Here is a 14308-nt window from a genome sequence, read left to right on the forward strand (position 1 = left end):
CTTTGGAGTGTTGTTTGGTAGAGAGTGCATTTGCGCTGAAGCGATGCCTTTTTGTTTACACATCCTGTGAACGCGTTCTATACCGGCGAGCGTGATACCGGCTGCCGTTTCTGACTTGAAACCAAGCACGAAGCGTGTGGGTCGTGTTATGCGACGGCGATCCTGCTCAATCATGTTGTTCATGTATTTGCTGGAGCGAATGACAATAGGTCTGCCGATCTGTCTAAGCCGGTTCTCTGCATCACATTGTAAAACAGTAATCCTATTGGTCTCGTTTCCATCGATGCTGATGCACACTGGCCTACCATCGCACGCTATATGTACAGCCGCTCGCCTTTGACCTTGATGTACGTCTCATCGCGGTTGCATTTGCGTGTTACCTGACGCTTTTCCGATTGAACAGTTCAAGCAGTTTTGCACTGAAGCAGATGACCCAGCTGTGGACGGTTGAATGATCGAGATCAATGCCACATTCCGCCATCATTTCCTTCAGATTGCGCAGGCTCAAATTGAAAGCCCAGATAATATCTGTCATCCATTGACCAACAGCTTGCAACAAAAACCGGCCGAGGGACGCGCTAAATTTGCTCCAGCCCCGACCGCGGCTTTCGATGTCAAGGCAAGCCTAAACGATCTCATCACGGTTGCGCCGCCGCAGAGACGCTCTGGAACGATGGCCGTAATTAAGAGGTTGAAGATTAACAAACGAGATGGTTTGAAGGACCTTTTGCAGTTGCCAACTCCAAGAAAGCATCGCTCTGCCGAGCCTATCGCCAAACCTCGCCCACAATCTCCGTTTTCTACTCCAAATAACCCATCAAAGATTTGCCGTCCATGTCATGAACAAAAATGGTCAGCAGGATAAGCTCGCTGTTGTGTGTTCGCGCGAAGAATACCGGCACCCCCACGGAACGAGCAGGAAGATCGATTGTCCACACAGGTATCACAAGGATAAATTATGAGTCGTCTTTGAGGCATAAAACCCAACGAATGCAGGGTTTATCGTTCTACATTAAGAAGAGATGGTGCTTCGCTCGCATCCTTTCGATGAGCAACAACGGCGAGCGGGCCATCTCCGGCGCCAGATCACGCTATGCAACGACGCCGTCATCGGACGCTGGATTATTCAGCCGTGTAGCAAAAGCCGTTTGAGCCGCATTGCGTGCCTGCCTGTCAGCCAGTTCGTTGCCGATCACACCAGCGTGGCCCTTGCACCATGTCATGGCCACATGCGGGTAGCGTTCTAGAAGGTGATCGAGTTTCCGCCAGATCTCCATGTCAGGAATGGTGCGCCGCCGGAGGTGACGTTTTGCCGTAAGCCGCTTCCAGCCATTGTTTCGCCAGATCGCTCTCCAGCGATGGCAGCCCTCCATGACATAGGCGGAGTCGGTCCAAAGCGTGACCGCGCAAGTCGGCATGGCGGTGGCGATCCAGTTCATCGCATTCAGCACGGCAAGAACTTCGAAACTGTTGTTGGATATGCCCGGTGCACTGCCAGACGCAGCATATCGCTGACAATTGCCCTCGTAGACAATGAATGCCCAGCCCCCCGAGTGCGAAGCAACGTCAAAGGAACCGTCCGTATGGATGTGGTAGCTGCTGTCCATAATGACGTGATAGCACTGGTTCGTGGGTTGATCGAGCCGTTTCTATCGTCGGCGCCGGACCCGGTCCGGCTTGGTGATCTGTCTGCTGAGAGAAAGACCAGCGAGGCGAACCAGCTGCACCTATGAGTTTCGAGGTGTCGTCAGCTGCCGTTCTCACCGGATAAAGACGCACGCGCAAGCAAAAGACAAAAATTTGTCGGGAAGCGTAGGTCAGCACGTACGACAGGCGTCACTTTCCTATTCGCGCCTTGCGGCTCTAATTCCCTGATTGAATTTCTGTCGCAAGCTTAAGGTGTCACAGTCTGGCCAGAGCGAGGGATCTACGCGCGCCGATCATATTCGCTTGCCATGTCCGCGCCAGTATTACAGTCAAATTTCCGGCAAGTCATAAAATATGCGGCTACGTTTGGTTGAGTTGAAAGATAAGACTAAGGAATTTCGGTTGTAAGACAGATGAACTTATGCTCAGATCATGTCGTTCGGATCTTCTTGATGTATAACCGTGAAGCATTATGAAAGGGAATTGCATGGAATTGCTAAATCCCCTTGTCGACCCCGATGCAACATTCATCTCTACAGGCAGATTACCGCCTGCTGATCGCGTCAAAACACTCGTGACTGAGGCGCATGAGCGGTTCGGCAGCGTCGGACTCGGCAAGAACTCACAAGTATACCCGGCTCTGGCAAGGGTGCCCGAGCGCCTGTTCGGCATATGTGTGGCCGGTATCGACGGTCAACTGTTCGCCGTGGGAGATGCCGATCATGAATTCACCATTATGAGCGTCTCCAAACCATTCATCTTTGCGCTCATCTGTGATCTGATCGGCGCAACGGGTGCCCGTGAGCGGTTGGGCGTAAATGCGACAGGCCATGCTTTCAATTCGCTTGCAGGTATCGAGCGCGACAAGGATGGGCGCACCAATCCAATGGTCAATGCCGGCGCCATTGCAACGACAAGTCTGGTACCGGGCAAGACCGAAGCCGAGAAGTGGCATTTCATTCAACAAGGCCTGTCTCGCTTTGCGGGGCGCAATCTTTCCGTCAATGAAGAGGTCTATGTTTCGGCTTCGGAAACGAATTTCCGCAACCGGAGCATTGCCTGGATGCTGGAGAGCACCGGTCGTCTCTACAGCAATCCCGTCGAAGCGGTGGAACTCTACACCCGGCAATGTTCATTGAACGTGAGTGCCAGAGACCTCGCAGTTATGGGTGCCACCCTGGCGCATGGGGGCGTCAATCCGCTGACAAAAGAGCAGGTGGTCAAACCTGATGTCTGTCACTATGCCCTCGCAGTGATGCTCACTGCCGGGCTTTACGAAACGTCAGGAGACTGGCTCTACGAGATCGGACTGCCTGGCAAAAGCGGCATCGGCGGCGGTATTGTCACTGTATCGCCCGGTAAAGGCGGTCTGGGGACATTCGCCCCACCGCTCGATGACGCCGGAAACAGCGTCAGGGGACAACTGACCGCGCAATTTTTGTCGCAACGGCTTGGGCTCGATCTGCTCATGTCGTCACCGGCAAGCTAGGACTGGACTGTATGGATTGATCTGGCTGACGGCGAGAGGGGATATCGGTAATGGCAGTTTCTACACCCGCTTCACACTCCGAAGAACGCACTTCGTGGATTCCAATGGTCGCTATCGCCTTCGGCCAGGCCATCATGTCTTTCAATGTTGCCTCCCTACCGGTCGCATTGGGTGGCATGGTCGAAAGCTTCGACGTTGCGCCAACAGTCGTTGCCACAGGCATCGTGGCCTATTCCATGATTGTCGCAGGCTTCGTGATGTTGGGCGCCAAACTTGTGCAACGTTTTGGTGCCTTGCAAGTCTTCCGACTGGCCGTCATCATATTCGGCCTTGCACAGATCCTGATGACATTTAGTCCCAACGCAACCGTCATGATTATGGCGCAAGCGCTGTGTGGTGCAGCAGGTGCGGTCATCGTCCCTGCACTCGTTGCCCTGATAGCGGAGAATTACCAAGGCAATCAACAGGCAACCGCTCTTGGCGCACTCGGGTCTGCGCGCGCTGGTGCCGGTGTTCTGGCCTTCCTGATCGGTGGCGTTCTTGGAACCTATATTGGCTGGCGCCCAGTTTTCGGTATCCTCATTGCTGTATCTGTGCTGGTTCTAGTTCTCAGCTTCCGGTTGAAGCCAGATCGGGGGCGGCCAGATGTGAAAATCGATCTGGTCGGCGTTGCGCTCGCTGCGGCAGCCATCATCTCAATCAGCTTCGGATTTAACAATCTGAACGGCTGGGGACTCATGCTCGCACGTCCAACGGCTCCTTTCAATGTTCTGGGGCTCTCCCCTGCACCGATCCTCGTCGTCGCCGGTATCGTATTGGGGCAGGCATTCTTTCTTTGGACCCGTCGCCGCGAAGCCCACAACAAGACGCCCCTGCTGCCACTGCAGGTGTTGGATTCACCGCAGGAGCGTGCCGCGGTATTTGCGATGTTTGCGGTCGTTGCGCTGGAGGCTGCGCTGAATTTCTCGGTCCCGCTTTATATACAGATCGTCCAGGGACGCTCGCCACTTGCAACTGCGGTCGCCATGCTTCCGTTCAACCTGACGGTCTTCTTCGCTGCAATGCTGATCGTGAGGACCTATGGAAAACTCACGCCACGGCAGATCGGTCGTTTCGGCTTCGGGCTCTGTGCTGTAGCGCTTATCTGGCTGGCCTTTGTCGTCCGTAACGACTGGAGTTCCGTTCCGGTCCTCTTTGGCCTGATCCTGTTCGGCATCGGACAAGGGTCACTTGTCACGCTTTTATTCAATGTGCTGGTGACGGCTTCACCAAAGGAACTTGCCGGAGACGTTGGTTCCTTGCGAGGAACCACCAACAACCTTGCAGCCGCTGTCGGTACTGCCGTCGCAGGAGCCCTTCTCGTCGGCCTGCTCAGCAGCGCCGTCATGCGGCAACTGGCTCAGAACCCGACCTTGCCCATAGAGATTCAAACGGAGGTTAATCTCGACAGCATCACGTTCGTCAGTAATGATCAGCTGGAAAGTGTCATTAACGCGACATCGGCTAGCCCAGAGCAGAAAGCAGAAGCATTACGGATCAATACAGAATCTCGCCTGCTTGCCCTTAAGATCGGCTTCCTCATCATGGCGGGCCTCGCTCTCGTCTCGATCCTTCCCGCCAGCCGATTGCCCAACTATCGGCCCGGGGAAATCCCCGAACCATAGAGCCTCGCTAAGGATGAGTGTGCCTTTATTGCCATTTTTCGGGTCGATAACACCCGTTGTGATGGGACATCCCTTGGGAAACATACGGCATGACAGAGAAAGCTCGTTCGGCGGACCATTCGCGCTGTCTTACTATTGGGGAGCGCCGGCTAACCCGACACGGACTTTTGGAGGGCACGCTGTCGATTACCGAAACATGCAGACTCTGACCGCGATACATTGTCTTTAAGCGCACTTGCTCGCATTGCTATTTGCAGCCTGCTGTCAACCGGCACAGGAGCTCCTCCGTCTACGTGTCCGCCGGACAGAAGGATACAACCGCCAATTCCGCAAGCGTGGCGTTGAGCGGCGTGCCGGACACAGTGACGGTGATGATGAAGGATAGCAAGTAGCCATCTATCCTGAGTCGTAGTCGTACGGCGATGTTAGCAGCCGCATCATAAGGCCCATCATTGCCGCGCGGCCGACCGGTATAGGTGGTAAACTCCTTCTCAAGTGCTTGCAATGCAGGATCGGCCGTCGCGTCGATCTGCAATCTCAGGCGCTCGATGAGCTGGATGCTCTATTCGTCGAAGTTGGCAATGCGTGGCACCAGCCCTTTCGGATGCAGGCTGAGCCGCGTCCGAGCACCGTTCGAGACCACTGATCACTTTAACGGTTATTGGCAGGATGTCAGTATGAGGCACGATGCGACACGCGCAATCAAAGCCGCGGGTTTATCTCAACGAAGCGATGGGGATGGCCGCGCTGGCGGGCCAGCTTTTCCGGGAATTGCTGGAGACCCCCATTCCTGACGGGATGGGTGCCCCCCGGACGCTTTGCTTGCAGGATGCGATGTTGAATGGCCGCTATTTCACATCGATACGGCTTTAGAACGGCATTTGCGATGCGACCTCAACCGTCCTCCCTGTGCTACCGCGATGAGGTGGGCGGTTGATGCTCACGAATTTCATCCGATAAAGTGTCGCTACGCGGAAACGACCCGACTATCACTCAACAGCCCGGCTTCCTCCATTATCGGATAAGCAACGGACACGATATGCGCATTGATGCGTTTGAGATCACGCAACATATCGAGATGGATGGAGCTTGTCCGAAGGCTCTCGATCCTTCCATCACGAAGCCTTGCCAGATGCTGTTCGGAGGAAAGCTTCTCCATGCGCCGTACTTCGATCTTGATCTCCATCAAACGCTTCGCGAGGTTGAAATCTCGAGTCGCAATGATGGTTTGGGCGGTCCGGAGATTGTCGACCGTCAGATCGAAGAGATGGGTCAGCTCCCCAAATCCGTCCTCTGAAAACGTCAAGCCCAATGCGGCTTTCTTGGCGAGTGTCGGCAGCAGGCTTTTCTCGACAATGTCGCCGATATGTTCCAGATTAACCGCATAATCGATCAGCTCAGCGGATCGCCTTTGATTTTCCGCGCTCATTTCCTGGCGACCGAGTTGCGAAAGATAGACCTTTACCTCCTGATGCAGAAAATCAACACGCTGTTCGAGCTCTGAAATGGTCGTCGCCGCAGCGGGGTCGCTGTTATGAAATGCCGAAGAGGCACGCATCAGCATACGCTCAATCAGATCACCGATGCCCAATACCTCGCGGGTAGCGCTCGCCAACGCCATCACCGGCGTCGTCAGTTGCTGTCCATCAAGAAAGCGGGGGCCTGTTTCATTTTGCTGAGGTTGGGGAACCAGTCGAAACATCAGTTTGGAGAACACGCCCGCAAGCGGCCATGCGACGATCGCAAGTACAATGTTGAACACCAGATGTGCATCGACCGGGAGCTTTATTGGTGACAACGATAAGCTCGCGGCGAGATCTGCGCCATATTGGGCGAAAGGCAGTGCGATCAGACAACCAACCGCACGAACAACCAGATTGCCCAAAGTGACCCGTCTTGCAGAGGCCTCGCCGCTCAGGGAAGCAATCACCGGCGGCACAGCGCCACCCAGATTGGCGCCAAGAACCAGAACAATGATTAAGGCGGAAGGCAAAAGGCCGGTTGCCGCAAGCGACAGGATCAGCACCACCGCTGCCAGACTCGATGATGAAATAACCGCAATCGCCGCGGAAAAAAGTAGCGCAATTGGCCAAGCATTGTCCAGCATGGCAATGAAACTCGCCACGGCTGGAGAGTGACGCACCGGTTCCGTCGCCATGCTAAGAAGATGCAGGGAAAGCAGCATCAGCCCGACACCCATCAGCATGGTGCCGACGCCGCGCCGACTGCCCGTTGCCTTCTTTTGCATGCCTATGCCGGCGAGGATGAGCAATGGCGACATCCATTCTATCCCGGTGGAGACAATCCACGCCGTGACCGCTGTACCAACATTGGCGCCCAGCAGTACAATCTGCGCCATGCTTTGCTGGATAAATTCGCGTTCGACAAAGGAAGCAACCATCAGTGCAGTGGCCGTGGAACTCTGAAGACCGATCGTTGCAACAAACCCGGCTGCAAAGGAACGGAGTCGCGTACTGGTGCCGCGCGCGAGCCCGGCGCGCAAGCTGGCCCCGAACGCCCGTTGGACGCCATCTTTCACCTGTGTCAATCCAAACAGTAGCAGTGCAACCGCACCGCACAGGTTGATTATGACGATCGTCGATTCCATAAAACTGCTCCGACAGCCTTCTTCAGACGGTTCGCGCGACGTTGCTCATCGCAAAAGCTTCAATTCGGTCCCATGACAGCTAAACTCTGCGCGTCAAGCACTGTCTCCCCGAACCAGTTCAAGCGACTAACGCAAACATTGCCCCGATCAATCAGGTCATTGTCGTCACCCGCCTGCGCGGCATGCGCACGTCCACGCGGGACGATAATCTCTGTCTTGTCACCCTTCTTCGACAGGATTTCCGCCCGGGTTCCAATTTTATCGCGACCGATGCGGGGTTGAACGATTGCAGCAGGTAGACCCTCTGGCAGATTGACGCTCAACCAGTGCCCTTCCAGAAAAATCGCTTCCCGCTGCGCCAATATCCGACGGATAAAGCCGGCAAGCCAATCAGTATCGCTTTCGGCTTCTGCCGCCTGTTTGACGCGCGAAAACCCGATGGCCGGAATACCCCAGAATGTCGCCTCACGCGCGATCCCCAACGTGCCGGAATAAGCAAGATCCTCAGCGACATTGCGACCGTCATTGATCCCGGACAGCACCAGATCCGGCTTCTTCTGTCCGTCAAAAAGCCAGGCCATTGCCGCAACCACGCAGTCGGCCGGTGTCCCTGAACAGGCGTATCGGCGCTCGGTATGCTCAACCATCGTCAGCGGTCGCCCGATGGTGATCGATGCTCCGGCAGCGGTCCGCTTGCCATCAGGGGCCACCACCCAAACATCATCACTGAGGTACCGTGCAGCTCTGGCCAGCCGGTCAAGGCCTGGTGCGTCAATGCCATCATCGTTTGCAACAAGAATTCTCATTTCATCTCCATTCAGATCGACAGCTGCGATCCTGACATTGCCGTGGTCACAAGAGTGGTCAGATAGGGCTTTAGTTCTTCAAGTTTTTCGGATGTGCACGAATGCCCCAGTGCCATGGGTTTTCCAGCCGCCTGCCACAGCGCCAGGTTCTCGGACCGGGTTGGATGCGTGGGAAGGCGAATCCAGGTTGCCCGCCCTTGTTCGAGCAGGGCCTGAGCCGGCGTGTTTTCGGGAACGTGCCCCGTCAGCAGAACCGCTGCCTGTTCATCGACAGCTTGTCTGAGCGCGCCTATCGATGGCCCGGCACTGCCCATGCCGTCATAGGTCATCAAAGGGCAGTCCGGCAAAGCCGATCCTTCCCGCCAGTCCAAGGCGCGTTCCAGTTTGTGGCGTAAACTTCTTGCTGTCTGTGCAGAGACTGCGTCAGGGACGCCGATCTGGGCGATCAGTGACCGGCGCATATCGTGATGAATTGCAAAAGATCCGGGCAAGATCGCCATCAGCTCCAGTGGCTTCCCGGATAATGGCACCGGAAGGACCAGCTTGCCTCTATGAGCCTCGATGAAATCTCCGATCTGACCAATGCGATCGCCCGCAGAAACCGGGTCGCCGCCATAAGAAGCGTCCAGAATGACCAAATCACAACGAGGCAGTGCGTCCATCACGAAAACCTCGCTGTTTGGAACCACATCCGCGCAATACACAACACGCTTTGATGGTGTCGTAACCGAAAACCAGACCCCGCCCGCCACATGTCCCGAACGGCCGGATAGGATCTCGCTCTCACCCATCCGGATGGATTGCCCCGGCGTGAACAGTTTTATGCGCGCATCTTTTAATGGATGCGCCCGACGATGCGACGGATCAGCATATTGGTTCAGCATCGCTTCCGCGTCGTCATGCGTTTCACGCGTCATATAGAAGGTACCTTGAAACCCGCATGCGCGAAGCCAATACAAACCTCCGATATGATCTTCATGGGCGTGCGAGATAAACACCGCATCTAGCGTCGCCACATCGCGTTCAGCAATGGCCGGATAATAGTCCCGTCCTTTTGCGCCCACCTTGATGCCCACATCGAACAGAAGGCGGCGATCACTGTGGATGCCGACGCTGGTTCGACCCTTTTCGCCAAAACCGCCATAGAGTTCAATCATCATCATCGCGACGCTCCATCTGGAATGACCCAGCCGGAATTGATAGCGATATGGATCGTTTCGCCTTGCTGGCCACCCAAGCCATCGGCAAGGTCAAACGTGAGTTCCGTGCTGGGATGATTGACCGGACAGGCTTCAATCCGCGCGCCGCCACCCCGATAGATGCGGCGCCTGACCGAAAGCGCGATGCCCGTATCGTCGCACAGCTCAATATTCTGCGATCGAATACAGATTTTTGCGTCAGCCTGCACCGCCTGCCCCGGCACGCAGCGCATGACCGCCTTCTGTCCCAACACCTCAACTGCACATTGGCCATCTTTTTCCGCACCGATGACTTGCGCAGGAAGCACCATGCCATGGGCTATGAACGAAGCCACCATCTCGCTCTGAGGTCGCTCATAAAGCTCCCGCGGCGTTGCGAATTGGATAAGCTTTCCCCTGTCCATCACCGCAATTCGGTCCGCCAGGGCCATGGCTTCTGCCTGATCATGGGTGATGTAGACAATTGTTGTGCCTGTGCGCTTGTGGAAAGATGCAAACTCATCCTCCATCGAAGCGCGCAGGTGCACATCCAAATTGGCGAGAGGTTCATCAAACAAGACCAGCGAAGGCGCAGCTACCAGACATCGCGCAAGTGCCACGCGCTGACGCTGGCCGCCAGACAGACTGGCGGGGCGCCGATCACCAAGGCCCGTGAGATCAACCAATGTGAGTGCTTCCGTCACGCGGCGTTCCAGTTCTGGCTTTGCAACGCGTGCCACGCGAAGGCTGTAACCGACGTTTTCTGCAACCGTCATATGCGGCCATAATGCATAGTTCTGAAACACGATGCCGACCCTGCGGTTTTCTGGCTCGACATGCCTGTCGGCGGCTGACATGACATTGTCACCCACCTGGATTGCCCCACTGGTGATCTTTTCAAAGCCCGCGATCGCACGCAATAAGGTGGTTTTCCCGCAGCCTGACGGTCCAAGAACCGCTACAAATTCACCATTTTTAATGTCCAGTGTCACATCCGAAAGCGCATCGAAGTTTCCGAAGCTTTTGGTGACATCGTTAATTTTCAATCCCGCCATGGCAGCACTCCATCAGGCAGACGCCGCGCGAACAGGTTCGTCGACAGCATGAGAAAGATTGTGACCACGATCGTTACAATCGACGTGGCAGCGGCATAGGTGGAATCGCCACCCTGTTCGAAGGAGAAAATGACGACACCGATCGTTTCAGAACCTGACGCCCACAAGAGTGCAGATACTGTCAGCTCACTGAACGCAGTCAGAAAGATGAGAACCCCACCGGCAAGCGTCGCCGGCGCAACAAGGGGAAAGATGATCGTCCGCAAGCGCATGAACAATGATGCGCCCGCCACCTGGGCTGCCTCTTCCAGCGACCTGTCAATCTGGTGAAGCCCGCTCACGGTCGGTCGCAGGGCAAGGACAAAGAAGCGCGCAAGATAGGCGTAGAGAATGATCCAGATCGTGTTGTAGATATGAAAGCCCAACAGCGGTAGCGGTTTTAGAAACAGCAGCAGCGACGCAATCGCCATAACAACACCCGGCAATGCATAGGGCAGCTCAGCAGTCAGATTGAACAGTCTGGTCCACCAGCGCTTACGCCAGGTTGTGATATAGGCCAGAGGTACAGCGATCAGCACTGCGAAGAATGCTGCCGCAAGCGACAGTCCAAAACTGTTGAGGAATGCGCGTTTGGTTGCGGCATGTTCGAACAGGATGAAGGAGTAGTTCGAGAATGTCAGGGTTTCCCATCTCAACGGCGTGCCATAGGCATTGACGAGAGAAGTCAGAACAAGGCCAAAAATCGGCAATAGAAGCACCGCCACGACAATCAGCATCATCACGATCTCGGTCCATATCCTGTAACCTCCCAGTTCAAACGGACTGGCCGGAAGCGATGTGGAGGCGATCCGGTAATCGCGCCAGCGGGAAACATAATCCTGTGCGACAATCCCCGCGATCGCGATAACGCCGATCAAAGTCGACAATGTTGCGACATCGCTGAGAACAGCAGGTCCACCACCGCTCAATCGCTGGTAAATCAAGGTTGGCAGCACGAGATAGTTGGCGGGAATCCCCAGAAAGGCCGGAATACCAAAATTACCAACACAGGACACGAAAGTCAGGGCGGTCGCACCGATGATCGACGGCGCCATTAGGGGGACAATGATCGTTCGCAATACAGTCAGTTTGTTTGCGCCACTGCTCAACGCAGCTTCGATCAGTTCACGGGGGAGCTTACGCAGTCCCGCTCTGACGATTAGAAACACCAGCGGCCCGTACTGAACACCAAGAAGCGCAATGATGCCGGTGGATGAATAGAGCGGGTTGCGCGATCCGAGTGGCGGGGCCATTCCGATCATTTTGAGGAAGGGACTTGCCGGACCAAACAATTGCAGCCAGGCAAGCGCTGTCACCTGCGGGGCGATCAGCAGCGGAGTGACATACAGAAAGATGAAAATCGCCCGCCCGCGAATATCGGTCAGGCTGACGAGCAGAGCAACACTGGTCCCCAGCACCACCGCAAAAAGGGTTCCAAAAATCCCGACATAGATCGAATTCCAGGTTGCCGCCCAGGTCGCAGACGAGGAAAAGACCCGGCTCATTGCTTCGAGCGCCGTGCCTTGGGCCGGGAACACAACCTCGACAAGCAGGCGCCCCATCGGCAAAAGCGAAAGCAGCGACACGACAATAATCGTCACGGCGATCAGAGCCCTGTCCCGGCCCTGACCGCTGGTTACAGCGATTTTTTCCATCTGTCTCTGGTCCTAGCCGCCAAACATTCCCGTGAAGCGCGATTTGTCGGCATCCGTGTTCTTTAGAACCTTCTGCGTATCGATCGGCATGATCTTCACAGTCAAGCCGTCAGGAAGCCATGCGGGTTTTCCGACCGACGTCTTAGCCGGCAAATAGCCCTGCTTCAAAGCAAGTTGCTGGCCAGCATCGGAGAGGATGAAACGAATGAATTTCTTGGCATCCTCAGGATTTTTGCTTGATGAAAGAATGGCGACAGGTTCGGTGACCGCGGGAACCCCTTCTTCAGGAAAGACAAACTCGACCGGAGAGCCTTTCGCTTTGGCATTGAGCGCCATGAAATCAACCAGAATTCCATAGGGCTTTTCCCCGCTGGCGATTGATTTGAGCACCGCGCCATTTCCGCGAACGCTGACCACTTCATTCGCCTTGAGCGCCTCAAAAAACTTCCAGCCTAGATTGTCATTGGCGACAAATCCACTGAGCAGAAAAGCCGCCGCCCCCGAATAAAGTGGGCTCGGCATGACCACCATCCCTTTATATCCCGGCTTTTCCAAATCGGACCAATGTTGGGGCTTTTGATCGGCAGCTGAGTTATAGGCGATGCCCGTGGTGATCAGCTTGCTGCCAAAGTAATATCTGTCAGGATCAAATGAACCGGCTTCAAATCCGTCGAGGCTCGCCTCGGAAAACTGCAACAAACGCTTATCGGCTTTCAGGCTTTCCATACTCACCGCGTCGGCAATCAGAAGCACATCGGCTTGCGGAGCGCCGGCTGAAAACTCAGCAGCAAGCTTACTCATAATATCGCTGGTCCCGGAACGGTACACCTGAACATCAATGTCGGGATTAAGCTTCTTGAATTCTTCAACTGTACGTGCAGCATCGGCATCGGGTTGCGATGTGTAAAGCGTCAGCGTTCCCGCGAAAGCGGTCCCGGTCATCATCAGACTGGCAAGCCCTGCCGTGAGGATTCTCATCCCCCAGATTCTTCTCTTCATTGCTTCCTCCCTTAGAAACGACGTCAAACGGCGTTCCTGTTCCTCCCTGTAGCGGGACGTTAATCACGTCCTCAGCAATCATAATAGTGTTCATTTGTTCTTTGTCAAATACAATTGAACAGTTGACGACAGGGGGATGATTGTTGCTATAGATCGACTTGTAACGGAAAAACCGGGGAGCGAGCGGCAGGAATGGCAGGCAATAACTGGCCGTTGAGATCCTCTGATCTCAAAGTTAAGACCGTCTGGCTCTACTATGTTGAGGGCATGACTCAGGAACAAATCGCCGAGCAGCTCGGTGTCAGTCGCGTCAAGATCATGCGCACACTTGCAGCTGCAACCTCGGAAGGGATCGTTGTCACGCGGATCAATGCCGCAACAGCCGAACAAGTCGAACTGGAACGTCGGCTGGAGGAAAAATGGGGCCTCTCATCCGCCATAGTTGTACCCACGCCAGAGAATGGCGGCAATCTGGAAAAGGCTCTCGGCAACGCCGTCGCTTCCTATCTTGACCAGGAAATGCAGGATGGAATGACCCTGGCTATCGGCGGGGGTGCCACGCTCTACGCCTGCGTTCAATTTCTAGAGCAAAGAAAACTTAACGACGCTTGCGTTGTCGCCTTGGTGGGAAGCCTTCCGCATTCACGCTGGATAAATCCGTCTGTTGTTGCGGCAAGAGTCGCCGAAGTCTACCAGGTCGACAGTTATCAGATCACCGCACCGGTTATTCTCGACGAACAGGGGCTTCGCAACTTGTTGTGGCGCCAGACAGAACTTCGAAGTTTAAAGGCGCTCGCGGCAAAAGCCGACATCGCGCTTCTGACGGTCGGTGAAATCTCGGAAAATGCCACAATTTTCCGCCATGGCATTGTTCCCTCCGACCTCATCAGCCCATTGCAGGCTTGCGGTGCCGTCGCCAATATTCTGTGTTACTTCGTCGACGAAAATGGACATCTCGTCGATCACGAAATCAACCAGCGGGTGATGTCGATCGAACTGAGCACAGTTGCGGGCGTCGAAAGGGTCGTGCTCGCGGCGGGAGGTCCCACAAAGGTCACCGCGATGAAGGCCGCACTTAAAATTGTCAAAGCGAGCGTGCTCATCACCGACAGCCAGACGGCAGCCGCTCTTTTGCAAGATTGACCGCACCTCGCTATCACCTTGATGA

The 14308-nt window shown here is 55.2% G+C and carries 12 protein-coding genes and 1 pseudogene; 4 read left to right on the forward strand and 9 right to left on the reverse strand.

Annotated features, from left to right (window positions below; all coding sequences use genetic code 11):
• Positions 1-320 precede the first annotated feature (320 nt).
• Positions 321-535 (reverse strand): annotated as a pseudogene (locus RT142_RS24380) (transposase); the annotation flags it as partial.
• On the opposite strand from RT142_RS24380, the gene RT142_RS11355 reads away from it, so the two are divergent.
• Positions 452-865: a hypothetical protein gene (locus RT142_RS11355; RefSeq protein ID WP_313028718.1), complete on the forward strand. Its 414-nt coding sequence runs from the start codon at positions 452-454 to the stop codon at positions 863-865. The pseudogene RT142_RS24380 and the gene RT142_RS11355 overlap by 84 nt on opposite strands.
• A 226-nt stretch (positions 866-1091) precedes the next feature.
• Here the strand turns inward: RT142_RS11355 and RT142_RS11360 are convergent, their stop codons facing one another.
• On the reverse strand, positions 1092-1607 hold the full coding sequence (locus RT142_RS11360) for a ribonuclease H (RefSeq protein WP_007881424.1): 516 nt from the start codon (positions 1605-1607) through the stop codon (positions 1092-1094).
• Positions 1608-2134: 527 nt separating this feature from the next.
• Here RT142_RS11360 and glsA point away from each other — a divergent pair.
• Both glsA and RT142_RS11370 read left to right on the forward strand, forming a co-directional pair.
• Positions 2135-3136, forward strand: coding sequence for a glutaminase A (gene glsA / locus RT142_RS11365; RefSeq protein WP_007881426.1), 1002 nt, complete (start codon positions 2135-2137; stop codon positions 3134-3136).
• Between the two features lie 50 nt (positions 3137-3186).
• Positions 3187-4800, forward strand: coding sequence for an MFS transporter (locus RT142_RS11370; protein WP_313028673.1), 1614 nt, complete (start codon positions 3187-3189; stop codon positions 4798-4800).
• A gap of 289 nt (positions 4801-5089) precedes the next feature.
• On the opposite strand, the gene RT142_RS11375 is transcribed toward RT142_RS11370, so the two are convergent.
• The 7 genes from RT142_RS11375 to RT142_RS11405 form a co-directional block, all read right to left on the reverse strand.
• Positions 5090-5335, reverse strand: coding sequence for a hypothetical protein (locus tag RT142_RS11375; protein WP_007881430.1), 246 nt, complete (start codon positions 5333-5335; stop codon positions 5090-5092).
• A 432-nt stretch (positions 5336-5767) separates the two neighbouring features.
• Positions 5768-7408 carry a Na/Pi cotransporter family protein gene (locus RT142_RS11380; RefSeq protein ID WP_094544155.1) on the reverse strand — a complete coding sequence of 547 codons (1641 nt, stop codon included), beginning with the start codon at positions 7406-7408 and terminating at the stop codon, positions 5768-5770.
• A gap of 59 nt (positions 7409-7467) precedes the next feature.
• Entirely contained in the window at positions 7468-8214 is a 747-nt protein-coding gene (surE, locus tag RT142_RS11385; protein ID WP_007881436.1) for a 5'/3'-nucleotidase SurE, read from the reverse strand.
• An 11-nt stretch (positions 8215-8225) separates the two neighbouring features.
• Entirely contained in the window at positions 8226-9377 is a 1152-nt protein-coding gene (locus RT142_RS11390) for an MBL fold metallo-hydrolase (protein WP_094544156.1), read from the reverse strand.
• On the reverse strand, positions 9374-10447 hold the full coding sequence (locus RT142_RS11395) for an ABC transporter ATP-binding protein (protein WP_313028677.1): 1074 nt from the start codon (positions 10445-10447) through the stop codon (positions 9374-9376). The genes RT142_RS11390 and RT142_RS11395 overlap by 4 nt, the downstream gene beginning before the upstream one ends.
• On the reverse strand, positions 10435-12141 hold the full coding sequence (locus RT142_RS11400; RefSeq protein WP_094544157.1) for an ABC transporter permease: 1707 nt from the start codon (positions 12139-12141) through the stop codon (positions 10435-10437). Before RT142_RS11400 ends, RT142_RS11395 begins: the two co-directional genes overlap by 13 nt.
• A 12-nt stretch (positions 12142-12153) precedes the next feature.
• Entirely contained in the window at positions 12154-13119 is a 966-nt protein-coding gene (locus RT142_RS11405; protein ID WP_094544158.1) for an ABC transporter substrate-binding protein, read from the reverse strand.
• Between the two features lie 213 nt (positions 13120-13332).
• Between RT142_RS11405 and RT142_RS11410 the strand changes: the two genes are divergently transcribed.
• Positions 13333-14283, forward strand: coding sequence for a sugar-binding transcriptional regulator (locus tag RT142_RS11410; RefSeq protein ID WP_007881451.1), 951 nt, complete (start codon positions 13333-13335; stop codon positions 14281-14283).
• Positions 14284-14308 lie beyond the last annotated feature (25 nt).

It is taken from the genome of Brucella sp. (assembly GCF_032066345.1).
GTDB classification, from domain to species: Bacteria; Pseudomonadota; Alphaproteobacteria; order Rhizobiales; family Rhizobiaceae; genus Brucella; species Brucella pseudogrignonensis.